The sequence below is a fragment of the Roseovarius litoreus genome, from assembly GCF_900142765.1.
GTDB lineage: Bacteria > Pseudomonadota > Alphaproteobacteria > Rhodobacterales > Rhodobacteraceae > Roseovarius > Roseovarius litoreus.
The window spans coordinates 438,742-463,007 of sequence record NZ_FRCB01000001.1 but is presented as its reverse complement, the minus strand read 5'-3'; the positions used below and the strand labels follow the sequence as shown (position 1 = coordinate 463,007).

Below are 24,266 nucleotides of genomic sequence, written 5' to 3'. Positions count from 1 at the left end.
GGTGCCCTTAAGTCATCCCCATGAAACACCTACTCAGCACAAACGATCCGACAATGATCGCCTTCGCCCAAGCCTTGCTTCAAGGCGAGGGTATAGACTGCTTTGAAATGGACGTAAATATGAGCATTCTCGAGGGATCGATCGGGATATTTCCTCGTCGCCTCATGGTTGCCGAGCGTGATTACGAGCAGGCGCGCCAGACATTGATCGACAACGGGATCGAGGTTGATGGCTGACCACTGGCCAGAGGGTAGTTTGACCACGGACGATTTTCTAGGTGGCCGTTTGCGGATCAGTCAGCCTCGCGATGGCTATCGCGCCGGTGTCGATCCTGTGTTGCTGGCGGCCAGTGTGCCCGCGCGCCCCGGTGACTCCGTTCTGGATCTGGGATGTGGGGTCGGTGTGGCGGGGTTGTGCCTCGCGTCACGGGTCGAGGGCCTGATGCTTGCCGGACTGGAATTGCAGTGCGGATACGCGGCGCTGGCCCGGCAAAACGCGTTGGCCAACGGGATCACTATGGAGGTGGTGACAGGGGATGTGTCGGATATGCCCGAGCAATTCAGGCGACGGCAATTTACCCATGTGTTGGTCAACCCGCCTTATTTCGATCGAAACGCAGGAAGCGCCGCGCGTGACACCGGGCGCGAGACCGCCCTTGGAGAGGTCACTCCGCTTGCCACATGGATAAGGGCCGCCGCGCGTCGGGCTGCACCGAAAGGCACCGTAACCTTCATTCACCGAACGGAACGTTTGCCTGCCTTGTTGGGCGAAATTTCAGACCATCTTGGCAGTCTCGAAGTTTTGCCGCTGATTCCCCGTCGCGGCAGACCGGCAAGATTGGCTCTGGTCAGGGGGCGCAAGGGGGGGCGCGCCGATTTCAAGCTGCATGATGGATGGGTTTTGCACGAAGGTGCGGCCCACGTGAGCGACAAGGAAAACTACACGGATGCAACGGCTTGTGTCCTGCGTGAGGGCGGTCACCTGCCTTTTCAGCTCTGAGTTGAATAAAATGCTATCCGCAAAATTCAGCTTATGCTGCGTCTGCAGCGTGACAGGTCGACCAAAGTATGCTGCACTGATGTTACAAAACATTCATCAGAGAGGAGAATGCCAATGGGCTTGAGTTCACACATCGAGGAACTGAAGAAGAAACATAGGGCCCTCTCGGAGCGGGTGGAAGAAGTGCAGCGCGCTCCCGGCGCAAGCAATCTCGAACTTGCGGAACTCAAGAAGCAGAAGCTTCGGATCAAGGAAGCCATCGAACGGCTCTCCGTCAACGTGTGATCCGAAAGGGGGAGCTTACCGGATTTGGGCTTCCCCACCACTCAAGCGGATAACGCATTTCCCATCTGCCTTTCTTGCAGGGACGATGCGTTCTTGATCAGATTTCTTTAACTTAAAACAGGAACTGAAGCTTGAGCCGGTCGCCTAGGCGACCGGCTTGATCTGTGAGTTCCGATTGATCGATCAGACGAAAAACTGTCCGCCATTTGCGGAAATTGTCGATCCGTTGATGAAGCCCGACTCGTCGGATGCAAGAAAGGTCACGCAGCGCGCGATCTCTTCCGGTTCGCCAAGACGACCGGCGGGGATCATGCCAATGATTGCTTCGCGCACTTTTTCCGGAACGGCCATCACCATTTCAGTCGCGATGTAGCCGGGGCAAACCGCGTTCGCGGTGATGCCTTTTGCGGCGCCTTCCTGTGCCAGCGACTTCACGATACCCAGATCACCGGCTTTGGTCGCAGCATAGTTGACCTGCGCGAACTGTCCCTTTTGGCCATTGATCGAGCTGATGACCACGATCCGCCCGAAGCCGCGCTCGCGCATACCGGGCCAGATCGGGTGGATCGTGTTGAAGACCCCAGTCAGGTTGGTGTCGATCACATCATGCCACTGTTCCGGTGTCATCTTGTGAAATGGCGCATCGCGGGTGATGCCGGCATTGGCCACAACGATTTCAATTGGCCCCAGCTCTTCTTCGACTTTGGCGATGCCTGCCTTGGACTCATCATAGCTGGCGACATTCCATTTATAGGTCTTGATGCCGGTTTCTTCGGTGAACTTGGCCGCGGCCTCATCATTACCGGCATAGGTGGCTGCCACGTTGTGGCCTTCAGCCTTGAGCGCTTTCGAGATCGCAGCGCCGATTCCGCGCGAGCCACCGGTGACGAGTGCAGTTCGTGCCATGTTTTTCTCCAGTTTGGTTAAAAGGTCTCGTAACTCTGTTACTCTTTCAGCGCGCGCTGCGCAATATTATTGCTTGATGAATTTTCCGCGCTGCAGCGTTTTTTGTTCGATATGGATAAGGGCGCCCATTGAGCGCCCTTATGTCAGGTGTTCGTGACCATATGGTAACGCTTAATCGCGTTGAACGCACAGTGCGACGCCCATGCCGCCACCGATGCACAATGTGGCAAGACCCTTCTTGGCGTTCCGGCGCTTCATCTCGAAAAGGAGCGTGTTCAAGACGCGGCAGCCCGATGCACCGATCGGATGGCCGATTGCGATTGCGCCGCCATTGACGTTCACGATCGCAGGATCCCAGCCCATGTCCTTGTTGACGGCACATGCCTGCGCGGCGAAGGCTTCATTGGCTTCCACCAGGTCCAGATCATCGACAGTCCAGCCAGCCTTGGCCAAGGCCTTGCGGCTGGCATTGATCGGACCCACGCCCATGATCGACGGATCAAGCCCCGCCGTCGCATAGGAGACGATCCGCGCCAAAGGTTCGATCCCGCGTTTCTCGGCGGCATCTGCGGACATCAGCAAAGTCGCTGCGGCACCGTCATTGATCCCGCTTGCGTTTGCTGCGGTCACCGATCCGTCCTTGGTAAAGGCCGGACGCAATTTCTGCATGCTCTCGATCGTGGCGCCGTGCCGGATATATTCGTCCTTGTCGACAACGATATCGCCTTTGCGCGTCTTGACGGTAAAGGCGATCACCTCGTCGTCGAATTTGCCCGCCTTCTGGGCCGCTTCCGCCTTGTTCTGGCTGGCCAGCGCGAATTCATCCTGCTGTTCGCGGCTGATCTGCCACTTCTCGGCGACGTTTTCGGCAGTCTGGCCCATGTGATAGCCGTTGAACGCATCCCACAGACCATCGCGAATCATCGTGTCGATATAGGTCATGTCGCCCATCTTGTGACCGGCCCGCAGATGCGCGGCATGGGGGCTGAGCGTCATGTTTTCCTGACCGCCGGCGCAGACGATATCGGCATCGCCCAATTGGATGTGCTGCGCGCCAAGCGCGACAGCCCGCAGGCCCGAGCCGCATACCTGGTTGATGCTCCAGGCCGAGCTTTCGATCGGCAAACCCGCGTTGACATGGGCCTGACGTGCCGGGTTCTGACCCTGCGCCGCGGTGAGAACCTGGCCGAGGATCGTTTCCGAAACTTCCGCCTTTTCGATACCTGCGCGCGCAACGACGGCCTCCAGGACGGCGGCGCCAAGATCATGTGCCGGCGTGTTGGCGAATGCGCCTCCAAAAGATCCGACAGCAGTGCGAGCCGCGGATGCGATAACAACGTTAGTCATGTGAGTCCTCCACCAGAATTCTTCATGGCCGAGGCGTGCCGCAACGTCGTGTCAGGCGTTGCCCGGTATCCCCCGCCGGCTGATCTCGTCATAACGCACTGATGGCTGCGCGGCAACGGCCCGATGTCGGAGATCACGCGCGCAGGCCGTGCACCGGGTCCTGCTCCCATGGCGGCTTTATCGTGGGTGCGCCGAAGTAGTATCCCTGAAGGCAGTCGACCCCGATTGCTGCCAGATAAGCGGCATCCTGTGCGGTTTCGACACTTTCTGCGACGGTCAGCATGTCGAACTGATCGGCAATCGACAGCAAGGCCGCTGTCAGTACCTGATTGTCCGGATTATTGGCGATGCCCCGGATGAATTGACCGTCGATCTTGATGATATCAAAGTAAAAATCACGCAGATATCTGAATGACGTGAAGCCCGAGCCGAAATCGTCCAGCGCAAAGCTGACCCCTTTGGCTTGAAATTCCTGCATGAATCCAATGACCAGTTCGGGGATGAGCATCGCCGAACTTTCCGTGATTTCGAGAATCAGCCGCTCTCCAAGGGTTGGGTCCGCATCCAGACGGCGGCTCAGGGTCCGGACCCATCGCTTGTACCCGATCGATCGAGCAGACATGTTGAGGGACAGGCGCAAATCGGGCTGGCGTGCCAACAATTTCAGGCCTTTTTCCAAGGCGATGCAATCGATTATGCGACCAGTTTCCGTGGTTTCCACTGCCGACATGAAGTCGCGTGCCGGGATGATCCTGCCCGTGTCGTCGAGCACACGGATGAGGCCTTCGTAAAAGGCGGCGCAGGATGGATCGTTGGTCGTGACAACAGTCTGATAAGACAGCAATAATTGCTTCCGGATCACAGCCTGTTCGACCATGTCCAATACCGACAGGTCCCGTTTCATGATCGCGTAATTCAATGCCGAATCCTCGCCCTCAGGCAGATCGGCAAATTGTCGTTTGCGCCGCATTATCGCACCTCTGCATTCCCGAGGTTCACAGGCTGCAGGACAGCCGCTAAGGAAGGCTTAAACGGTCAATTTGAAAGGTTCGGTCCATCATGGAGGAACGGAGCGCCGGGATGGCAGAAAGATGCGGTTGGGTCGGCGCCGATCCGCTCTATGAAGCCTATCACGATACCGAGTGGGGCGTGCCGGAATATGACAGCCGCGCCTTGTGGGAAAAGCTGATCCTGGATGGCTTTCAGGCGGGGCTGAGTTGGATCACGATCCTGCGCAAGCGCAAGAATTTTCAGAAGGCATTTCAAGGGTTTGACCCCGACATCATCGCCGGGTGGGGCGACGCGGAAGTGCAGGTTCTGCTGGGGGATCAGGGGATCGTGAGGCACCGCGGGAAGATCGAGGCGGCGATCGGGAATGCGCAGGTTTGGCAGGAGATCGAGGCCGAGCAGGGGTTCGATCGGTACCTGTGGGACCATGTCGGCGGCAAGCCTCTGCAGAATGCCTGGGAGCGGCTTGAGGACGTGCCCACGGAGACGGAAATTTCCAGAGCAATTTCAAGAGATTTGCGGAAAAGGGGATTCAAATTCTGCGGGCCTACCATCGTCTATGCCTTCATGCAGGCGGTGGGCATGGTGAACGATCATCTTGTCACCTGTCCCTGTCACGGACCGGTCGCTCAGCTGGGTCAAAAGCCCCGAAAATCCGCGTCGGTATGACGTCGGTATCACGTCGGTGCATGACACGGCGCCCGGAATGTTTTGGAATCGCCGCGCAAATCCTATATGGAGGCGCATCCAAGCCCTAGCCCGACCCCAAAGCGCGAGCCCATGACCAATACCGCCCCGATCACCCAGGACGTGATGACCATCCCCCGCAAGCTGCCCGAGGGGCCGACCAATCTTGTCGGTCTGACGCGCGACCGGTTGCGCGAGGTGCTGATCGAGGCAGGCACGCCCGAGAAGCAGGCCAAGATGCGGGTGAACCAGATCTGGCAATGGCTCTATCAATGGGGCGTGCGTGACTTTCACGCGATGACGAACCTGTCCAAGGCCTATCGGCAAATGCTGGCGGAGAATTTCGTGATCGAAATCCCCGAGATGGTGTCGAAGCAGGTCAGTGCCGACGGGACCCGCAAATATCTAGTCCGGATCGCGGGCGGGCATGAGGTCGAGGTGGTCTATATCCCCGAAACCGACCGTGGGACGCTGTGCATCTCGAGCCAGGTGGGCTGCACGCTGACCTGTTCCTTCTGCCATACCGGCACTCAGAAACTGGTGCGCAACCTGACCGCGGGCGAGATCGTGGGCCAGGTGATGATGGCGCGCGACGATCTGGATGAATGGCCACGGCCCGGCGAGGGCGCAGGCGAACGCCCGCGCCTGTTGTCGAATATCGTCCTGATGGGCATGGGCGAGCCGCTTTACAATTTCGACAATGTGCGCGACGCGATGAAGATCGCGATGGATGGCGAGGGTATTTCGCTCAGCCGTCGCCGCATCACCCTGTCCACCAGCGGGGTTGTGCCCGAGATCGCCAAGACCGCCGAAGAGATCGGCTGCATGCTGGCCGTCAGCTTTCATGCGACCACCGACGAGGTGCGCGACAAGCTGGTGCCGATCAACAAGAAATGGAATATCGAAACCCTGCTGGGGGCGCTGCGCGAGTATCCGCGCCTGTCGAATTCGGAGCGGATCACCTTCGAATACGTGATGCTGAAAGACGTGAATGACAGCGATGCCGATGCCCGCCGCCTTGTGCAGTTGATTAAGGGCATTCCGGCCAAGATCAACCTCATCCCGTTCAACGAATGGCCCGGCGCCCCGCATCAGCGCAGCGATTGGGACCGGATCGAGAAATTCGCCGATATCGTCTATAAGGCCGGCTATGCCAGCCCGATCCGCACGCCGCGCGGCGAAGATATCATGGCCGCCTGCGGGCAGTTGAAATCGGCCACCGAGCGCGCGCGCAAATCCCGCAAGCAGATCGAAGCCGAGACCGGTCTGGGCTGAGCCGCGGCGTCAAGCTGGCAGTTCGGGCGGCTATCTGACAGTCTGATGCAGCCTGACACGCGAAAGGACCGGCGATGCCCCCTGACCGTTTCACACCCTTGCCACGGCCGCTGGCCGCCGATGGCACTCCCCGCCGCGTCGGCGTGGAGATCGAGCTTGGCGGGTTGAGCGAGGCCGAGGTTGCCGGGATCTGCACCGATACGCTGGGAGGACGGGCCGAACAGGGGGATGGGCCGTTCTGGATCATTCGCGACAGCCGGATCGGGACGCTGGAGGTCTATCTGGATATTTTCCTGCGCAAGGCCACCCAGAGCAAACTGCGCGATCTGGCGCTGGAGCTGGGGCGCGAGGTTGTGCCAGTGGAGATCGTCACCGAACCGCTGGACATGGCCGGGCTGGAGGCGCTGGAGGATCTGACGCGGGCTTTGCGGCGCGCAGGGGCGCTTGGCAGTGGTGCCGGATGGGTCTTTGGGTTCGGGGTGCATCTGAATGTCCAGATCGCGTCGCAGGCGGATGGCGATGTAATCCGCCCGCTTTTGGCCTATGCGCTGATCGAGGACTGGATGCGGCGCGACAACCCCATCGACGAGTCGCGCCGGCTGTTGCCGTTCACCGATCCTTATCCCACCGACCTGGTGCGCGGGCTGATCGCGCTTGGCCCGGAGGCGGCGCTGCGCGATGTGATGACGCTTTACCTTAGTCTGACGCCGAGCCGGAATCACGGGCTGGATATGCTGCCGATCTTTGCGCATCTGGCGCCCGAGACCGTGGACCGGAAGCTGAGCGGGCCGGTATCGGCGCGTCCTGCGTTTCATTTCCGGCTTCCCGATTGCCTGATCGACGAAGAGGGCTGGTCCATTGCCGATGAATGGCAGCGCTGGATCATGGTCGAGCGGGTGGCCTGGGACGCGGCGTTGCTGGCGCGTCTTGCCGAGGCCTGGAGCGACGATCATGGGGTGGTCACCCTGTCGCGCGCGCGGTGGGCCGACCGCTGCGGCGCGATCCTGCATGAGGCCGGGATGGTGGCCAGCTGAGATGGTGCGACCGGTCATCGGGATCACCACCTCGCGCAGGTCCGGCTGGCGCATCTTTCCGCTGATGGCGTTGAATGTCTGGATGGCGGGCGGGCGTGCGCGGCGCTGGACCGACCGGGCACCTGCGCATGTGGCGGATGTGGATGGGGTGATTGTCGGCGGCGGCGACGATATCTCGCCGGATCTTTATGGCGGGCAGGTCGTGACATCGGCGCGGCTTGATCCGGGGCGCGACGCGCTGGAGCGGCGGCTGGTGCTGGAGGCGTTCGATCAAGGCCTGCCGGTGATGGGGATCTGCCGGGGCAGTCAGATGCTGAACGTGGCGCTTGGCGGGACCTTGCATCAGGATGCCTATGACGCCTATCGCGACAGCGACCGGCACCGGACGATCCTGCCGCGCAAGACCGTGCTGATCGCGCCGGGCACCCGGCTGGCGGCGGTGGCGGGCGGCGCACCGATGAAGGTCAACGCGCTGCATTCGCAAGCTGTCGATCGGCTGGGCCGGGGTTTGCGGGTGGCGGCACGCGATCGTGGCGGCATGATCCAGGCGATCGAAAGGGTGCGCGACCCGTTCGCGATCGGGGTGCAGTGGCATCCCGAGCATCTGTTCTATGCGCGTCGCCAGCAGGGGTTGTTCCGCGCGCTGGTGGCGGCGGCGAAAGCCAGCCGGCAGCGGCGCAGTCAGATGCAGCGCGTGGATGCCGGGGCAGAGTGAGCGGTGCTCTCAGGTCCGGTCTGGTCTGGTCTGCTCTGGTCATGAAGACACCTTGGGCGCGCCATATTTCTGCACGATTGTTGCCCTCAACTCTGGTTATCGATTGGTTGAACGGTAACTGTTTTGAGGTAGGAAACGATGAAACAGTCAGTGAGTGAAAACGAAACAGAGATCCTGAACTTCGTTCTGCGCGAGCGGAGCATGGCGGTTTCAGAGCGCGAATGGCGCCATCGGCTGCGCGGCTATGGCTATGCGATCAAGGAAACGGCGGAGGGGCGGATGGTCACCTCGGTGCGGCGCGGCGGCACGTTGTGCGTTCTGCCGGGGCAAGTGGCCTGAGACCAGAGCGGTGATCGGGGTGCGGGCGGCCGGTGACGGCCGTGACGGTCCTTGTCAGCCCTTGTCGGCATACCAGGCGTCTATGATCTCGACCGCGTCCTGAGCTGTTTCGACGAAGCGGAACAGGTCCAGATCCTCGGGGCTGATGGTGCCGGCATCCGCCAGCGCCTCCCAGTTGATGATCCGGCGCCAGAACTCTTCGCCGAAGAGCAGGAAGGGCACTTTGGTCATGCGGTCGGTCTGAATCAGGGTCAGGGCCTCAAACATCTCGTCAAGGGTGCCGAAGCCACCGGGAAAGACACAGATCGCCTTGGCGCGCATCAGGAAGTGCATCTTGCGGATGCCGAAATAGTGGAAGTTGAAGCACAGGCCGGGTGTGACGTATTCGTTAGGGGCCTGTTCATGGGGCAGCACGATGTTGAGCCCGATGGACGCGCCACCGGCATCGGCAGCACCACGGTTGCCGGCCTCCATCACGCCGGGGCCACCGCCTGTTGCCACGACGAATTCGCGCCCATAGCTCGCCATGGATTTCATCGTGATGAGCCGGGCGAATTCGCGGGCCTCATCGTAGAACCGTGCAAGATCGGCGAGGGTTTCGGTGCGGGCGCTGTCGCGCTGCGTGGGTTCGGGGATGCGGGCGCCGCCGAACAGGACCACGGTGCTTTCGATCCCGCGCTCGTTCAGGATCAACTCGGGCTTGAGCAATTCAAGCTGCAGACGGACCGGGCGCAGCTCGTCGCGCAGCATGAAATCGGGATCGGCAAAGGCCAGCCGGTAGGCCGGCGCGCGGGTCTGGGGCGTGTCGGGCACCTGTTCGGCGCTGCTGCGGTCGGTATGCGCGTCGCGGAACTGGCTGTGGCGGTCATCTGTCATCGCGGACCTTCGGGTTGAGCGGAGCTTTCCCTTCAAGGGGTAGCGGGTTCGCCGCCGCTTGACCAGCCACAGCGCATGACAGGGCCTGTCGCAAGTCGGGTCGCCGACGCCGGATTGATCCCGGCACGGGTTGCGCATATAGCCCTTGGCCAAGCCGCTGAAACATATGACGCCAGAAGCCAAGGGAGGCACCCGATGTCGAACGCTCAACTGGAACAAGCCATCGAAGCCGCGTGGGAAGTCCGCGATCAGATCACATCAAGCACCGGGGGCGAAACCCGCGAGGCCATCGAGGCGACGCTGAATGCGCTCGATTCGGGCAAGCTGCGCGTGGCCGAACGGCAGGACAATGGCGACTGGCATGTGAACCAGTGGGCCAAGAAGGCGGTTCTGCTGGGCTTTCGCATCAAGGACATGGAGATGCAGGACGGCGGCCCGCAGGGCGGCGGCTGGTGGGACAAGGTCGACAGCAAGTTCAAGGGCTGGGGCGAGACCGACTGGAAAGCGGCGGGGTTTCGTGCCGTGCCCAACTGCGTGGTTCGCAAATCCGCCTATATCGCGCCGGGTGTCGTGCTGATGCCCAGCTTCGTGAACCTTGGCGCCCATGTGGGCGAAGGCACGATGGTGGATACATGGGCCACCGTGGGCAGCTGCGCGCAGATCGGCAAGAACGTGCACCTGTCGGGCGGTGTGGGCATCGGCGGCGTGCTCGAGCCAATGCAGGCCGGTCCCACGATCATCGAGGATAACTGCTTTATCGGTGCGCGCTCGGAGGTGGTCGAGGGCTGCATCGTGCGCGAAGGCTCGGTTTTGGGGATGGGGGTCTATATCGGCCAGTCCACCAAGATCGTCGATCGCGAAACCGGCGAGGTCTTCATGGGCGAGGTGCCGCCCTATTCGGTGGTGGTGTCCGGGTCGATGCCGACCAAGAACAACCTCAACCTCTATTGTGCGGTGATCGTCAAGCGCGTGGATGAGCGGACCCGCTCGAAGACCGGCATCAACGAGCTGCTGCGCGACTGACGCGCCGTCGCGGCACATCGGGCAAGGCGCAGCGATGCGCCTTGCTCACCCAATTCAGCCGGCGGATTTCGAGGGCTTCGCGCCGATCGGTCCGCCGGCTTTCTTCCAGCCGCCGAACCCGTCTTCGATATGGCTGACATTCGGTAGCCCCATCTCTTGGGCCACCCGCGCCGAGAGCGCCGAGCGCCAGCCGGAGGCGCAGTAGAACACGAACCTGTCGCCGGTCTGGAACTGCGGTTTGGCATAGGGGCTTTCCGGGTCGATCCAGAATTCCAGCATCCCGCGCGGACAGTGGAAGGCGCCGGGGATCATCCCGTCACGTTCCAACTCGCGCGGATCGCGCAGATCGACGAAGGTGACGCCCTCTTGGCCATGCAGCGCCAGCATGTCCTGTGCGGGCGCGTGATCGACCAGTGCGTTGGCTTCGGCGACCATGTCGCTGGCTCGTTTCATCGCAGTCTCCTTGGTGGTGCGGTGTCCTGTGTGGCCGGAGCCTAAAGCGTTTCGCGCAAGGCTGAAATGCCGAATTTCGCGGACGTTCATGGTGCGATCCGATGCGACAGGCTTGACTTCAAACCGGGGCTGACGCAGGTCAGGTCAGACAGAAGGAACCCGCGCATGAGTGGCACCAAGACCAAATCCCCCAAGCGCCAGCAGGTCTATACCCTGCTGGTCGAGATCGGCCGCAAGGCGGGCGACGGTCTGCCTGCGAAGGCCACCGGTGCTGCGCTGATGGTTTATGCCTCGGGCGTGGACGAAGAAGAGGCCGTGCGCGAAACCGTTGCCGTGCTCAAGCAGGCCGATACCGCGCCCTTGGATGTGTCGGGCTATGGCACGCTGGACGAGCGGCTGGCGGAAGGGCACGAGATCGGCGAGGACGAACGCGCGCTGATGGCCCGAGCGCTTGAGGAAAACGCGGTGATCGTGGCCCAGGTCACGCCGTTCTACGATTGATCGCAAGCCGGGTGCGGGCGCCGTTCAGGCGACGCGCTGCATCGCCAGGGTGATCGCCTCGAAGGGTTTGAGAACGGGCCAGACGGGTTTTGCGTGTTCGGGCAGGCGCGAGCGGTCGGCCTCGGCCAGAACCGATTGCACCAGTTGATCCGGCTTGCGCCGCAACCGCCCGATATAGAGACTTTCCAACGCACAGCCGCCCGCCGCCAGAACCGCCTCGTGCCCCGGCAGAAGCAGGTGGCGATAGGTCACCAGTTCGGGGCCTTTCGCGAAAAGTGCAGACCGCCCGTTCACCAGATGGCGGGCCGGCACCAGCACCGCTTCGCGGCCGAACATGTATTCCACCTCGCTTCCGCTGATGACCAGCCGTTGCTGGGGCGCGACCACGATATCCTCGCGCAGGCCGAAATAGGGGGCGCGCAGGCGCACCGGGCGGAAACTGCCACGGGCGGGAACGGTGCGGCTGACCATGCGCAGCACCGGCACCGAGATGCCGGTATCGGTCAGGACGACATCGCCGCGCTTGAGCTGTCCTGCGGCGACATCGCCGAAGGTGGTGGCGATCGGCACCCGGCTCGTCAGGGCGGGCATTGGTCCCACGGGCTCCACCTTGGTTGAAATGGCGAAGAAATCCACGTCGGGATCCATCTCGTGGTTGTAGCGGTGCTGACAGAGCGCATGGACATCGGCCATCAGCATGGGGTGCGGTGGCGACATATCGACCGAGTGGATGAGATCGCTTTCGGGGCGCTCCATCGTCAGTCGGCCCCACCGCGCGGGTGCGTCCCAGCTATAGGTCAGGCGCACGATATCGGTGCGGCCATCCGCCTGGTGCGGCAGGGTGGCATGGTGAATGTCGTCGCCTTGGGTCACCACGAGGATGATGCCGCCCTGCGGCAGGGCGCGTAGCGAAAAGCTGCCGGGCCAGGGATGCTGGCGCTGGAATGCCAGCAGCGTCTGCGGTCTGCCGTCGGGCGACAGGCGGGTTTCCAGCAGCAGCGTGCCACGGGGGATCAGTTGATCGGGAGGATAGGGCCGGGGGGCATGCTTGGGCCTGTCAATGCCATGCGGAGCAAAGCGCCCGTCATGGTGATCTACGATCGCGATCCATGTCATCTGTCAGGCGGCCTTTCTGCGGACCAGCACCTGCGCTTCGAAGGGGCGAAGGGTGCGGCGCGCGGCGGGGCTGTAGCCGGCGCCTGTGGCCGGGTCGATCTCGGGGAATATGGTGCAGATTTCTTTCAGAACCTCGGCCTCGAACACGTTGGTGATCTGTGGTCCGGGCAGGAAGCTTTCGGTTTCCAGACCTTCGGAATAGATCACCTGATGGCGGTCGAACATCAGGTGCAGGTAGTCGACAAAGCCGCCTTCCATGCGGCGGATGCTGTGGCCGTTGACCAGATCGCGCGCGGCGACGAGCACCTCGCCCTCGCCGAAGAGAAGTTCGGCAAGGCTGTCGCGGATCAGCACCCGGTGGAGCGGAGAGACCAGGAGGTCGTGATGCGCGCCGAAACTGCCGGCGGAAATGAGGATCGGGGCGAAATTTCCCTCGGCGGCCACACGTCGCTGACCGATCCAGCGCAGGGGTTGCGGGCCGTCGTCCTTGGTGGTGACCAGATCACCGGGATTGAGATACTCGACCTGGACCAAGCCCGAAGGTGTCAGGATCCGTGTGCCGGCGGTGAAGCAGGGGACCGAGTCGACAGTGACGAAGCCGATATCGCTCTGGCCTGTGCTGCTGGTGGCCTCGTAGGTGAAATTGAACTGCTCGATGTCGCCATCGCCGGTCACGGTGACCGTGCCATTGGCGTTCAGCGTCACCTGCTGGCCGGTGGTCAGGGTCACAACGTCGCCCACGCTGACGGCCTGACCGTTGATATGGGTGATGGTCAGGATGCCGCCGGTCGAGTTGACGTCATTGGCCAGAAGGTCAAGCGTTTTCGAGCCGTCGGGAAACAGGTTGCTGGTGTCGTCAAGCGCGACAAGGGTGGTCTGGAGACTGTCCGCGGCGATCAGAAGGGCGGAATCGTAGCTGCTGTCCACCACGTCCGCGATCCCGATACGGATCGAGTTCAGCTCGCCCGCGGTGACCGGAAAGGTCAACGTCAGGGTGACGGTGAAGCCGTCCATCTCGGTGTTGAACTGGTCGCCGGTATTGTCGTTGTAGAGGTTGGCGTTCGTGGCGCCGTTCAGGTTGTTGGGGTCGGCATCGCCATCCCCGATAGACAGATCGACCTGCTGACCATTGACCCAAACCCCGACGAAATCCTGATAGATGCCGGTCTGGAACTCGGGGAATTCCTCGGAGGCGAAGACGAATTTCATCGACATCAAGGAGCCGGTCGGGATGAAATCCACGTCCAGATAGGCCGCATCGAAGGTGCTGGCCCCCGCGGCGGCGTTGAACAGCGGATCGTTGTCGGGGCCTGTCGTGTTGGTCGAGGTGTTGGTTCGCTGGTTCGAATTGTCTTGCAGCCACCATGCGAAGGCCGGGGGCGCGTCATTGGTGAAGGACGTGACATTGCCGGTCGAAAGGATCACCCCCGTATCGGCAGGCGTGACACCGGGCGTGATGGCGTCGCCGTCGGTATAAATTCCCGACGACAGCGCCGCCCCGGTATAGGAGGCGCTGACAACCGTGGCGCCGTCACCAAAGATTTCCTGTGCCATGGCGACGGCGGACGCATCCGTGTCGATGGGAAGTCTCGCTGGAGCTACCATTCTAAAATGCCTCGAACCAGTTCGGGGCAGCGCAAAACACAGCGAGACGGCTAAAACGCCGCCGTCAATTCCTGGACAAAGTGCTGTCCGCTCGATCGCGGGCCTTTTGCGGCCCTGCTGAATTTTACCCTGCCTCGGGTTATTATTGACATTTTCCTAACATAATTCAGGAGAATTGTTAACAGAAATCAACAGAACCTCGACGCAGTGTGCTCTATTTGCGCTTCGCGGCGAACCGCGCTAGCGATGCGGGGACACTTTCCGAGATGTAAGGGACCATGCCCGCTATGCCTGTCGATCCTGTTGAACTGACCGCCGATCTTGTGCGTTGCCCGTCGATCACCCCCGCGGAAGGCGGCGCGCTGCAGCTGTTGGAAAACCTGCTGACCGAGGCGGGGTTTGCCTGCACCCGGATCGAGCGCGGTGGCGTGTCCAACCTTTTCGCGCGGTGGGGCGACAAGGGTGCTGCGCGCACATTCGGCTTCAACGGCCATACCGACGTGGTGCCGCTTGGCGATGAGGCGGCATGGAGCGTGCCGCCCTTCGGGGCCGAGCAGAAAGACGGTTTTCTCTGGGGGCGCGGTGCGACGGACATGAAATCCGGCGTCGCGGCCTTTGTGGCGGCCGCCGTGGATTTCGTGCGCGACACGCCGCCCGATGATGGCGCGGTGATCGTCACGGTGACCGGAGACGAGGAAGGCGATGCCGTGGACGGCACCACCGCGATCCTTGACTGGATGGCGCAACACGGCGAACGGATGGATGTCTGCCTTGTCGGAGAGCCGACCTGTCCCGACCGGCTGGGCGAGATGATCAAGATCGGCCGGCGCGGATCGCTGAGCGCCTGGTTTACCATCACCGGCGAGCAGGGCCATTCGGCCTATCCGCATCGCGCGCGCAATCCCCTGCCTGCAATGGCGCGGCTCATGGACCGGCTGTCGAGCCACGTGCTTGACGAGGGAACCGAGCATTTCGACCCCTCGACCCTTGCCGTGGTCACGATCGACACGGGCAACCCGGCGACCAATGTGATCCCGGCGCAGTGCCGGGCCACGGTCAATATCCGCTTCAACGATGCCCATGACAGCGCCTCTCTGATCGGGTGGCTGCAATCCGAACTGGACGACGTGGCCCAAGCCTTTGGCGTGGCAGGCGAGATGACGGTGAAAGTATCAGGCGAAAGCTTTCTGACACCGCCGGGGCCGCTGTCGGATCTGGTGGCTGCTGCTGTCGAAGCCGAGACCGGCATCGCGCCGGTTCTGTCCACCACGGGCGGCACGTCGGATGCGCGGTTCGTCAAAGCCCACTGCCCGGTGGTGGAATTCGGTCTGGTGGGACGCACCATGCATCAGGTGGATGAGCGGGTGGAACTGGCGTTGATCCCGCAGCTCAAGGATATCTATGGCCGCATCCTGAGGGACTATTTCGCATGAAGCTCGAGGTCGGGCCGACTTCCGATCTCGAGACCTGTCTGGCGTTGCGCGCCACGGTCTTCATCGAGGAACAGAATGTGCCCGAGGCCGAGGAACGCGACGGGCGCGATGGCGAGGCGCATCATCTTCTGGCGCGGCTGGAGGGGCGCCCGGTGGGCTGCGCGCGCATCCTCATCAAGGGCGAGACCGGCAAGATCGGCAGGGTCTGCGTACTGCGGGAGGCGCGCGGTGCCGGGATCGGCGCGGCGCTGATCCGCGCCTGCCTTGCGCATCTGCGCGCGCAGGCCGGGGTCAGCCGCGCGGTGCTCGGATCGCAGACCCATGCGCTTGGGTTCTATGAAAAGCTGGGATTTGTCGCCTTTGGCCCCGAATACATGGATGCCGGTATCCCGCATCGTGACATGGAACGCGCGCCGTGATCCGCCGACAGCTTGTCGTGATGGTCAAGGAGCCGCGTCCGGGGCGGGTCAAGACGCGGCTTGGCGCGGATATCGGCATGGTGCCTGCCGCGTGGTGGTTCCGGCATCAGGTGGCGGGGCTGTTGCGGCGGCTTGAGGATCCACGCTGGCAGCTGATCCTGGCGGTGTCGCCGGATCGTGAGGGGCGCTTCAGCCGTGTCTGGCCCGGTCATCTGCCGCGGGTACCGCAGGGGCGCGGCGATCTGGGGGATCGGATGGGGCGGCTGCTGCGCCGTCTGCCGCCCGGTCCGGTCTGCATCGTGGGGGGCGATATTCCGGGTCTGGACAAGGTCCATGTGGCGCGGGCCTTCGATCTGCTGGGCGGTCATGACGCGGTGTTCGGCCCGGCGCCCGATGGCGGCTATTGGCTGGTGGGGATGACGCGGATCGCACCGCCGCCCGCCACCCTGTTTCGTGGGGTGCGCTGGTCCACTTCGCATGCCTTGCAAGACAGTATCGACAGCCTGCCGGGCTTGCGCGTGGCGCTGGCCGATACGCTGAGCGATGTGGACACAGCCTCGGATCTGTTGCGCTCGCGGTAACGCCTCTGGCCGCGTTTTCCCGCATGGCACATGGCCCTGATCCGTGATAGGCGAACGGCATGAGCCAGATGCCAAGCAAAGACGAAATTCTGCAGTGGATTTCGGATAACCCGAACCTCACCTCGAAGCGCGATATCGCCAAGGCCTTTGGGATCAAGGGGGCTGCGCGGATCGACCTGAAGCGTATCCTCAAGGAGCTTGAGGCCGAGGGCCATCTGGAAAAGCGCAAGAAGACCTATCGTGACCGCGAAAGGCTGCCTCCGGTCAGTGTGCTGCAGATCTCTGGGCAGACCTCGGACGGGGAGTTGCTGGCGCGCCCGCTGGAATGGCAGGGCGAGGGCGTGGAGCCTGTGGTGATGGTGCTGCCGCGTGCCTCGGACCCGGCCCTGAGCGAAGGGGACCGCATCCTTGGCCGCCTGCAGGAGGTCAAGGGCGAGGCGCATCATTACGAGGCGCGGCTGATCCGCCGGATCGGGACAAATCCGCGCAAAGTTCTGGGGATCTTCCGCAAGCGCGACGAAGGCGGCCGGATCGTGCCTATCGACAAGGGCGACGGCAAGGAATGGATGGTGCCGGGCGATGCCACCGGCGGCGCCAAGGATGGCGAGTTGGTCGAGGCAGAACAGTCCGGGCCGAAAGGGCGGTTAGGGCTGCCGCGCGCGCGGGTCATCACCCGTCTGGGCGATCCGTCGGCACCCAAGGCGGTGTCGCTGATCGCGATCCATCAGCACGGTATTCCCGATGAATTCCCCGATGATGTGATCGCCGAGGCCGATCAGATGAAACCCGCAGGGCTGAGCGGGCGCGACGATCTGCGCGACATGCCGCTGGTCACCATCGACCCGGCGGATGCGCGCGACCATGACGACGCGGTCTGGGCCCACGAGGATGACGACCCCAAGAACGAAGGCGGGCATGTCATCTGGGTGGCGATCGCCGATGTGGCGCATTACGTGACGCCGGCCAGCGCGCTGGACCGGGAGGCGCGCAAGCGCGGCAATTCCAGCTATTTCCCCGACCGGGTGGTGCCGATGCTGCCGGACCGTCTGTCCGGTGATCTGTGCAGCCTGCACGAAGGGGTGCCGCGCGCCTGTATCGCCGTGCGCATGCAGATCGACGCGCATGGCACCAAGGTGGGGCACCGGTTTGTGCGCGGGCTGATGCGCTCGGCTGCGACGTTGACGTATCAGCAGGTTCAGCAGGCGATGGACGGCGCGCCGGACGAGGCTTGCGGGCCGTTGATGGAAGATGTGATCGAGCCGCTTTACGCGGCCTATCACGCGCTGGTCGAGGCGCGGCAAAGGCGCCAGCCGCTCGATCTGGACCTGCCCGAGCGCAAGGTGGTTCTGAGTGAGGAGGGCAAGGTTCTGTCGGTCAATTTCGCCGACCGGCTGGATGCCCACAAGCTGATCGAGGAATTCATGGTGCTGGCCAATGTGGCCGCCGCCGAGACGCTGATCGCGCGCAAGTCGCCGCTGCTGTTCCGGGTGCATGAGGAACCGTCATCCGAAAAGCTGGAGACGCTGCGCGACGTGGCCGAGGCAGCGGGCCTGACACTGGCCAAGGGGCAGGTGCTCAAGACCGCGCATCTCAATGCGCTGTTGCACGCGGCGGGCAATACCGATCACGCCGAGGTCATCAACATGTCGACCCTGCGCGCGATGACGCAGGCCTATTACGCGCCGTCGAATTTCGGGCATTTCGGGCTGGCGCTGCAGGCCTATGCGCATTTCACCTCACCGATCCGGCGTTATGCCGATCTGGTGGTGCACCGCGCGCTGATTTCGGCGCATGGCTGGGGCGATGACGGGCTGCGGCCTGCGGATATCGAGCAGCTGGATGGCACCGCGCAGCATATTTCCGAAACCGAGCGACGCTCCATGGTGGCCGAACGCGACACCAATGACCGTTACCTGGCGGCGTTCCTGTCGGAGCGCGTGGGCGAGGAATTCACCGGGCGGATCAGTGGCATCGCCAAGTTCGGCGCCTTCGTGCGGCTGGACGAGACCGGGGCCGATGGGCTGATCCCGGTGCGCAGCCTCGGGCGGGAATTCTTTCATTTCGACCGCGATGCCGGGACGCTGATGGGGTCGGATACCGGGCTGACCATCGGGCTTGGCCAGCGGGTCACGGTCAAGCTGTCGGAGGCAGCCCCGGTGACAGGCGGGCTGGCCATGGAGCTGGTCAGCATCGAGGGGGAAACCGTGCCCCGGGGGCCTTCGGGTGCGCGCGGCAAGCCGCCCCGACGCAAGCATGTGAAAGCCAAGCGCAAGGCCGACAAGGTGAAACGCAAGGTTGAACGCAGCCGCCGCTGAGTGCCGCGCGGGCGTTATCGGCGATTCCCCGCAGCCCTTGCGCGCACCGCTTCCGATTCGGGCAAATTCAGGCTAGGATCGTCGCAAAACAAACAAAGGCCCGAGCAATGCGTATCCGTCTCCTGACGCTCCCGATTGTGGGGCTTCTTTCAGCAACCCAAAGCCCTGCAGCAGCACCCGAGACATCGCTGAGGCCGCAGCCACGACCGGCGGCGGCGATGATCGAAACCGTTGTGCCGGTGCGTGCGGCGCAGCCGGTTCCGGTGCGCAGCTTGCGCCCGGTGCTGCGACCTGCCGATCTGCAGAGCGATGCGCAGATGGTCCGTGTCTCGACCGCAAATGCGTCTTTCGACCGGTGGGTCGCCAGTTTCCGGGGACGGGCATTGGCACAGGGGATCAGCCCACGTGTGTTCGATGCCGCCTTTCGCGGTGTGAGCTACAACAGCGAGGTCGTCCACAAGGACCGCAATCAGGCCGAATTCAAGCGCCAGATCTGGGATTACCTCGACAGTGCGGCGAGTCCTGATCGGGTCCGCAACGGACAGGCGGCCTTGCGCCGACATGCCCGGGCCCTGGCGGCGATCGAACGGACTTACGGCGTCGAAAAAGAGGTTGTGACCGCGGTCTGGGGGCTTGAGACCGCCTATGGCGAGCGGCGCGGGACGCTTCCGCTTATCGAATCGGTGGCGACATTGGCCTATGACGGGCGGCGTGGTGCGTTCTTTGAGAAACAGTTGATCGCGGCCTTGCAGATCATCCAGGCGGGCGATGTCGATCCGCGCGACATGAAAGGATCATGGGCCGGTGCGATGGGGCATACCCAGTTCATTCCGACATCCTATCTGGCCTATGCGGTGGATTTCACCGGCGATGGCAAGCGAGACATCTGGTCGGACGATCCCACCGATGCCTTGGCGTCGACCGCCGCCTATCTGAAGCGGTTCGGCTGGACCAAGGGGCAGCCCTGGGGCGTCGAGGTGCGCCTGCCGCGCGGGTTCAATGCGGCGACGGCAAAACGTGACAACCGCAAGATGCCCTCGCAATGGGCGGCACAGGGCGTGGTCGGGATCGATGGCAGGCCGGTGCCGGATTACGGGCGCGCGGCGATCCTGCTGCCCGCGGGCACGCAGGGGGCTGCCTTCATGATCTTCGACAATTTCCGCGTGATCGAGCGCTACAACAACGCCGATGCCTATGTGATCGGGGTCGGGCATCTGTCGGACCGGATCAAGGGCGGCCCGGAAATTCAGGCGAGCTGGCCGCGTGGCTATGCGCCGCTGAGCTTCGACGAGCGCAAGGAGATGCAGCGCCGTCTCAAGGCCAAGGGATTCGCGCTCGAGAAGATCGACGGCATCATCGGACCGAACACCACGAACGCCATTCGCGCCTATCAGCAGTCGGTCGGAATGGCGCCTGATGGCTTCCCTTCGCAGGACGTTCTGAAGCGTTTGCGCGGGGGCTGAGCACAAAGCCGGCAAAGCACTCGACATTCCCTGGCGCGGCAGTGTTAATGCCGCCATGACCATATTTGCGGCACGTCCCGGCTGGGGCATTTTCTGGATGATCGTAACCGGTGGCTGTTTCGTGACGGTCACGGCTCTCGTCAAGCTTCTGGGGACGCGGATACCCGCGCCCGAGGCGGCGTTTTTGCGGTATCTTCTGGGGCTGGTTTTCCTGATCCCCGTCCTTGGACAGTTGCGCCGGATCAAGCTGAATCGAACGGAATGGACCCTGTTTGCGGGGCGCGGCGTGGTGCATACCATCGCTGTGGCGCTTTGGTTTTTCGCGATGGCGCGCATTCCGATCGCCGATGTGACGGCGATGAATTACCTCTCGCCGATCTATGTCACGCTTGGGGCGGCGTTGTTTCTGGGCGAAAAGCTGGCACTGCGGCGGGTCATGGCTGTGGGGGTCGCGCTGTTAGGGGCGCTGATCATCCTGCGGCCCGGCCTGCGCGAAGTGGGGCCGGGGCATCTGGCGATGCTGTTCACGGCGGTGTTCTTCGGTGCCTCCTACCTGATTGCCAAGCGGATGACCGCCACTGCGAGCCCGGGTATCGTGGTGGCCATGCTGTCGATCACGGTGACGATCGGGCTGGCGCCTCTGGCGGCCATGCAATGGGTCACGCCGACATGGGGCGAATTGGCGATCCTGATGGGTGTCGCCTGTTTCGCGACCGCCGGGCATTACACCATGACGTTGGCTTTTCGTGCAGCCCCGCTGGCCGTGACCCAGCCGGTCACCTTCCTGCAACTCGTGTGGGCGGTTCTTCTGGGCGCGCTGGTGTTCGACGAAGGGGTGGATATCTTCGTGGTTCTGGGCGGTATGGTGATCGTGGGCGCTGTCAGCTTCATCAGTTGGCGCGAGGCCGTGCTGAAACGCCGGGCGATCACGCCCAACGTCTCGGCCACCAAGGTCTGAAGCCGCGCCACGTTTCAGCAGCGCGGGTCCAGAAGCTTGGCGAGGATCCGGTTGCGGGTGATCTGCCCCAAAAGCGCGCCGTTCTCGATCACACCGACGGGGGTGTCATGGCCCTGACTGGCCGCCATCACGTCGCGGATCGTCGCCGAGGGGCCGACCGTGTGTTGCGGTGTGCCGTGTGCGTCTTCCATGATGTCGCGGGCGCATAACACGCCGAGCGGGTTCATGTGCGCGACGAATTCGGCCACGTAATCGGTCGTGGGGTTGGTGAAGATGTCCTGCGGCGTGCCGCATTGCACGATGCGCCCGCCCTCCATGATCGCGATCCGGTCGCCCAGCTTGAACGCCTCGTCCAGATCGTGACTGACGAAGATGATGGTGCGGTTCAGCTTCTTCTGAAGCTCAAGCAATTCATCCTGCAGATGGGTGCGGATCAGCGGGTCGAGGGCTGAGAACGGCTCGTCCATCAAAAGGATCGGGGCCTCGGTCGCAAAGGCGCGCGCGAGGCCGACGCGTTGCTGCATCCCGCCCGACAATTCGGACACCTTGCGGTCGGCCCAATCCGACAGGCTGACCAGATCGAGTTGCTTTTCGATGCGCGCCTTGCGTTCAGGGGCCGGGACTCCGGCCAGTTCCAGCCCGAGACCTACATTTTCGCGCACGCTGCGCCACGGCAGCAGGCCGAATTGCTGAAAGACCATCGCCACGTGCTTTTGTCGCATCCGGCGCAGGGTGGCGGCGTCGGCATGGGTGACGTCGATCATGCCGGTGCCGTCATTCACATGCACAGCACCCCGGGTCACCGGGTTGAGGGCGTTGACCGCTCTCAGGAGCGTGGATTTGCCCGATCCGGACAGACCCATCAAAACCACGATCTCCCCTTGCTTCACAGTCAGGTCGCAATCGTGCACGCCGAGCACCTGACCGGTGCTGGCCTGAATTTCTCCGCGCTGTTGTCCCTGATCCATCAGGGGCAGGGCACGATCGGGATGATCGCCGAACACGATCGAGACAGTGTCGAAATGGACGGCATCGCTCATTGGTCACGCTCCAGTCGCAGCATGCGGTCAAGGATGATGGCGACCACCACGATCATCAGCCCGGATTCGAACCCGAGGGCAATGTTGACCGAGTTGATCGCCCGCAGCACCGGCACTCCAAGCCCGTCGGCGCCGACCAGCGCCGCGATCACAACCATCGATAGCGACAGCATGATCGTCTGGTTCAGCCCGGCCATGATCTGTGGCAGCGCATAGGGAAGTTCGACCTTCCATAGCGTCTGACGGGGTGTCGCACCAAAGGCCTGTGCCGCTTCGAGCAGGGGTTTGGGGGTGGACGAGATGCCCAGATGTGTCAGCCGGATTGGCGCGGGTACCACGAAGATCACGGTCGCGATCAGGCCCGGCACCATGCCGATTCCGAAGAACACGATGGCCGGGATCAGATAGACGAAGGGCGGCAGCGTCTGCATCAGGTCCAGCACCGGGCGCAGCCCCCTATAAAGGCCCGGACGGTGCGCCGTGGCGATGCCGATGGGCACGCCGATCGCCATGCAGAATACGCAGGCCGAGAGCACCAAGGTCAGGCTTTCGGTCATTTCCTCCCAGTAATCCTGATTGAGCACGAAAAGGAAGCCGAGCGCCACGAAAGCGCAGGTTTTCCAATTGCGCTGAAAGAGCCAGGTCAGGCCGACAAAAACCGTGATCAGGATCAGGGGATGCGGGGTTTGCAGCACCCACAGAAAGGCATCGATCAACCCTTCCATCGCCACGGACAGCGCATCGAAGAACAGCGCCGCATTATCCTGCAGCCAAAGAAAGAATATTTCGGCGGCGTCGCCGACGGGAATCTTGTTTTCAGAAAGCCAGTTCACCTGAATCCCTCGTTACTTATGATATCCGGGAGGTGTGGGGGCGGCTTGTCGCCGCCGCCCCCGCCTGTCCTGCGTTTGAATGGGACAGGTCCGTGTCGTTATCGGTGCGATGTCAGAGGCCCAGATCGGCCTTGACCGCGGCCATGGCATCGCCACCGTCTATCGTGGTCACCCCGTCCAGCCAGGTCTCGAGGATACCGGGATTGGCCTTGAGCCAGGTCGCGGCGGCCTCGGCGGGATCGGTGCCGTCATTGAGAATCGCGCCCATGATCTCGTTTTCCATGGCCAGCGTGAATTCGAGATTCTGCAGCAGCTTGCCGACATTCGGGCATGCCTCGACATAGCCTGCGGAGGTGTTGGTGTAGACCGTCGCACCGCCCAGATCGGGGCCGAACCAGTCATCGCCACCGGTCAGGTAGGTCATCTCGAAATTGGCGTTCATCGGGTGCGGTTCCCAGCCGAGGAAAATGATCGGCTCGTCGCGGCGCGTGGCGCGGGCGACCTGTGCCAGCATCCCCTGTTCCGAGCTTTCCTTGACCTCGAACTCCGTCAGGCCAAAGGCGCCATCAGCGATCATGTCCATGATGAGGCGGTTGCCGTCATTGCCCGGCTCGATCCCGTAGATCGTGTTGTCCAGTGCCTCGGCATGCTCGACGATCTTGGCGAAATCCGTGATCCCGAGAGCCGCGCCAGCGGCATTGGTGGCAAGCGTATACTTGGCCCCTTCCAGATTGGCGCGCACGGTGTCCACGGTGCCGGCTTCGCGATAGGGGGCGATGTCGCCTTCCATTGTGGGCATCCAGTTGCCGAGGAACACGTCGATATCGCCCTGCGCCATCGAAGTGTAGGTCACCGGAACGGACAGCACCTTGATGTCGGTCTCATAGCCCAGAGCTTGCAGGACGGTGGTTGTCGCGGCGGTCGTGGCGGTGATGTCTGTCCAGCCGACATCCGAGAATGTGACCGTTTCGCAATTGGCAAGGACCGGTCCGGCTGCAACGGCAAGGGTCGCAGCTGCCAGCGTTGTCTTGAATGTCATCATGTCTTTTCCCCTT

26 protein-coding genes are annotated in these 24,266 nt (G+C 62.7%); 16 read left to right on the top strand and 10 right to left on the bottom strand.

The window, feature by feature from the left end; all coding sequences use genetic code 11:
- The first annotated feature begins 20 nt into the window (after positions 1–20).
- From F3H35_RS02255 to F3H35_RS02245, 3 genes are all read left to right on the top strand, one after another.
- Complete coding sequence (locus tag F3H35_RS02255) at positions 21–236, top strand: putative signal transducing protein (protein WP_149778019.1); 216 nt, start codon at positions 21–23, stop codon at positions 234–236.
- The gene (locus F3H35_RS02250; protein WP_149778018.1) at positions 229–999 is read left to right on the top strand and encodes a tRNA1(Val) (adenine(37)-N6)-methyltransferase; all 771 of its coding nucleotides are present in this window, start codon (positions 229–231) and stop codon (positions 997–999) included. The genes F3H35_RS02255 and F3H35_RS02250 overlap by 8 nt, the downstream gene beginning before the upstream one ends.
- A 114-nt stretch (positions 1,000–1,113) precedes the next feature.
- The gene (locus tag F3H35_RS02245; protein WP_149778017.1) at positions 1,114–1,284 is read left to right on the top strand and encodes a YdcH family protein; all 171 of its coding nucleotides are present in this window, start codon (positions 1,114–1,116) and stop codon (positions 1,282–1,284) included.
- A 183-nt stretch (positions 1,285–1,467) separates the two neighbouring features.
- On the opposite strand, the gene phbB is transcribed toward F3H35_RS02245, so the two are convergent.
- The 3 genes from phbB to F3H35_RS02230 form a co-directional block, all read right to left on the bottom strand.
- A complete protein-coding gene (phbB, locus tag F3H35_RS02240; protein WP_149778016.1) occupies positions 1,468–2,190 on the bottom strand; it encodes an acetoacetyl-CoA reductase in 723 nt (240 codons plus the stop codon).
- A gap of 171 nt (positions 2,191–2,361) precedes the next feature.
- Positions 2,362–3,537, bottom strand: coding sequence for an acetyl-CoA C-acetyltransferase (locus F3H35_RS02235; protein ID WP_149778015.1), 1,176 nt, complete (start codon positions 3,535–3,537; stop codon positions 2,362–2,364).
- A gap of 133 nt (positions 3,538–3,670) precedes the next feature.
- On the bottom strand, positions 3,671–4,507 hold the full coding sequence (locus tag F3H35_RS02230) for an EAL domain-containing protein (protein ID WP_149778014.1): 837 nt from the start codon (positions 4,505–4,507) through the stop codon (positions 3,671–3,673).
- A 110-nt stretch (positions 4,508–4,617) separates the two neighbouring features.
- Here F3H35_RS02230 and F3H35_RS02225 point away from each other — a divergent pair, with 110 nt between their 5' ends.
- The 5 genes from F3H35_RS02225 to F3H35_RS02205 all read left to right on the top strand — a co-directional run bounded on the left by F3H35_RS02225 (position 4,618) and on the right by F3H35_RS02205 (position 8,595).
- Positions 4,618–5,214, top strand: coding sequence for a DNA-3-methyladenine glycosylase I (locus F3H35_RS02225; RefSeq protein ID WP_149778013.1), 597 nt, complete (start codon positions 4,618–4,620; stop codon positions 5,212–5,214).
- Positions 5,215–5,325: 111 nt separating this feature from the next.
- A complete protein-coding gene (gene rlmN / locus F3H35_RS02220; protein WP_149778012.1) occupies positions 5,326–6,507 on the top strand; it encodes a 23S rRNA (adenine(2503)-C(2))-methyltransferase RlmN in 1,182 nt (393 codons plus the stop codon).
- 74 nt (positions 6,508–6,581) lie between these two features.
- Complete coding sequence (locus F3H35_RS02215) at positions 6,582–7,541, top strand: amidoligase family protein (RefSeq protein ID WP_149778011.1); 960 nt, start codon at positions 6,582–6,584, stop codon at positions 7,539–7,541.
- 1 nt (position 7,542) lies between these two features.
- On the top strand, positions 7,543–8,256 hold the full coding sequence (locus F3H35_RS02210) for a gamma-glutamyl-gamma-aminobutyrate hydrolase family protein (RefSeq protein ID WP_149778010.1): 714 nt from the start codon (positions 7,543–7,545) through the stop codon (positions 8,254–8,256).
- A gap of 138 nt (positions 8,257–8,394) precedes the next feature.
- Positions 8,395–8,595, top strand: a complete 201-nt coding sequence (locus F3H35_RS02205; protein ID WP_149778009.1) for a hypothetical protein — start codon at positions 8,395–8,397, stop codon at positions 8,593–8,595.
- A 54-nt stretch (positions 8,596–8,649) separates the two neighbouring features.
- Here the strand turns inward: F3H35_RS02205 and F3H35_RS02200 are convergent, their stop codons facing one another.
- Positions 8,650–9,471 (bottom strand): LOG family protein, encoded by an 822-nt coding sequence (locus F3H35_RS02200; RefSeq protein WP_149778008.1) that lies wholly within the window; start codon positions 9,469–9,471, stop codon positions 8,650–8,652.
- A 195-nt stretch (positions 9,472–9,666) separates the two neighbouring features.
- Here F3H35_RS02200 and dapD point away from each other — a divergent pair, with 195 nt between their 5' ends.
- Positions 9,667–10,494 carry a 2,3,4,5-tetrahydropyridine-2,6-dicarboxylate N-succinyltransferase gene (gene dapD, locus F3H35_RS02195; RefSeq protein ID WP_149778007.1) on the top strand — a complete coding sequence of 276 codons (828 nt, stop codon included), beginning with the start codon at positions 9,667–9,669 and terminating at the stop codon, positions 10,492–10,494.
- A 54-nt stretch (positions 10,495–10,548) separates the two neighbouring features.
- On the opposite strand, the gene F3H35_RS02190 is transcribed toward dapD, so the two are convergent.
- Positions 10,549–10,947, bottom strand: coding sequence for a rhodanese-like domain-containing protein (locus tag F3H35_RS02190; RefSeq protein ID WP_149778006.1), 399 nt, complete (start codon positions 10,945–10,947; stop codon positions 10,549–10,551).
- Positions 10,948–11,112: 165 nt separating this feature from the next.
- Between F3H35_RS02190 and F3H35_RS02185 the strand changes: the two genes are divergently transcribed.
- A complete protein-coding gene (locus F3H35_RS02185) occupies positions 11,113–11,448 on the top strand; it encodes a hypothetical protein (protein ID WP_149778005.1) in 336 nt (111 codons plus the stop codon).
- 24 nt (positions 11,449–11,472) lie between these two features.
- Here the strand turns inward: F3H35_RS02185 and F3H35_RS02180 are convergent, their stop codons facing one another.
- Both F3H35_RS02180 and F3H35_RS02175 read right to left on the bottom strand, forming a co-directional pair.
- Positions 11,473–12,564, bottom strand: coding sequence for a Hint domain-containing protein (locus F3H35_RS02180; protein WP_149778004.1), 1,092 nt, complete (start codon positions 12,562–12,564; stop codon positions 11,473–11,475).
- A 3-nt stretch (positions 12,565–12,567) separates the two neighbouring features.
- Positions 12,568–14,169 (bottom strand): Hint domain-containing protein, encoded by a 1,602-nt coding sequence (locus tag F3H35_RS02175; protein WP_188129840.1) that lies wholly within the window; start codon positions 14,167–14,169, stop codon positions 12,568–12,570.
- A 278-nt stretch (positions 14,170–14,447) separates the two neighbouring features.
- On the opposite strand from F3H35_RS02175, the gene dapE reads away from it, so the two are divergent.
- The 6 genes from dapE (at position 14,448) to F3H35_RS02145 (ending at position 21,338) form a co-directional block, all read left to right on the top strand.
- A complete protein-coding gene (gene dapE, locus F3H35_RS02170) occupies positions 14,448–15,602 on the top strand; it encodes a succinyl-diaminopimelate desuccinylase (protein WP_223228287.1) in 1,155 nt (384 codons plus the stop codon).
- Positions 15,599–16,021 (top strand): GNAT family N-acetyltransferase, encoded by a 423-nt coding sequence (locus tag F3H35_RS02165; protein ID WP_149778002.1) that lies wholly within the window; start codon positions 15,599–15,601, stop codon positions 16,019–16,021. Before dapE ends, F3H35_RS02165 begins: the two co-directional genes overlap by 4 nt.
- Positions 16,021–16,602 (top strand): TIGR04282 family arsenosugar biosynthesis glycosyltransferase, encoded by a 582-nt coding sequence (locus F3H35_RS02160; protein ID WP_149778377.1) that lies wholly within the window; start codon positions 16,021–16,023, stop codon positions 16,600–16,602. Before F3H35_RS02165 ends, F3H35_RS02160 begins: the two co-directional genes overlap by 1 nt.
- 59 nt (positions 16,603–16,661) lie before the next feature.
- Positions 16,662–18,917: a ribonuclease R gene (rnr, locus tag F3H35_RS02155; RefSeq protein WP_149778001.1), complete on the top strand. Its 2,256-nt coding sequence runs from the start codon at positions 16,662–16,664 to the stop codon at positions 18,915–18,917.
- 107 nt (positions 18,918–19,024) lie between these two features.
- Entirely contained in the window at positions 19,025–20,380 is a 1,356-nt protein-coding gene (locus F3H35_RS02150; RefSeq protein WP_394852303.1) for a lytic murein transglycosylase, read from the top strand.
- A gap of 55 nt (positions 20,381–20,435) precedes the next feature.
- Positions 20,436–21,338: a DMT family transporter gene (locus tag F3H35_RS02145; RefSeq protein ID WP_149778000.1), complete on the top strand. Its 903-nt coding sequence runs from the start codon at positions 20,436–20,438 to the stop codon at positions 21,336–21,338.
- 14 nt (positions 21,339–21,352) lie between these two features.
- Here F3H35_RS02145 and choV read toward each other — a convergent pair whose 3' ends face one another.
- From choV to choX, 3 genes are all read right to left on the bottom strand, one after another.
- Entirely contained in the window at positions 21,353–22,378 is a 1,026-nt protein-coding gene (choV, locus tag F3H35_RS02140) for a choline ABC transporter ATP-binding protein (RefSeq protein ID WP_149777999.1), read from the bottom strand.
- Positions 22,375–23,211: a choline ABC transporter permease subunit gene (gene choW, locus F3H35_RS02135; protein ID WP_149777998.1), complete on the bottom strand. Its 837-nt coding sequence runs from the start codon at positions 23,209–23,211 to the stop codon at positions 22,375–22,377. The genes choV and choW overlap by 4 nt, the downstream gene beginning before the upstream one ends.
- A 112-nt stretch (positions 23,212–23,323) precedes the next feature.
- On the bottom strand, positions 23,324–24,250 hold the full coding sequence (gene choX / locus F3H35_RS02130; protein ID WP_149778375.1) for a choline ABC transporter substrate-binding protein: 927 nt from the start codon (positions 24,248–24,250) through the stop codon (positions 23,324–23,326).
- Positions 24,251–24,266: the final 16 nt, after the last annotated feature.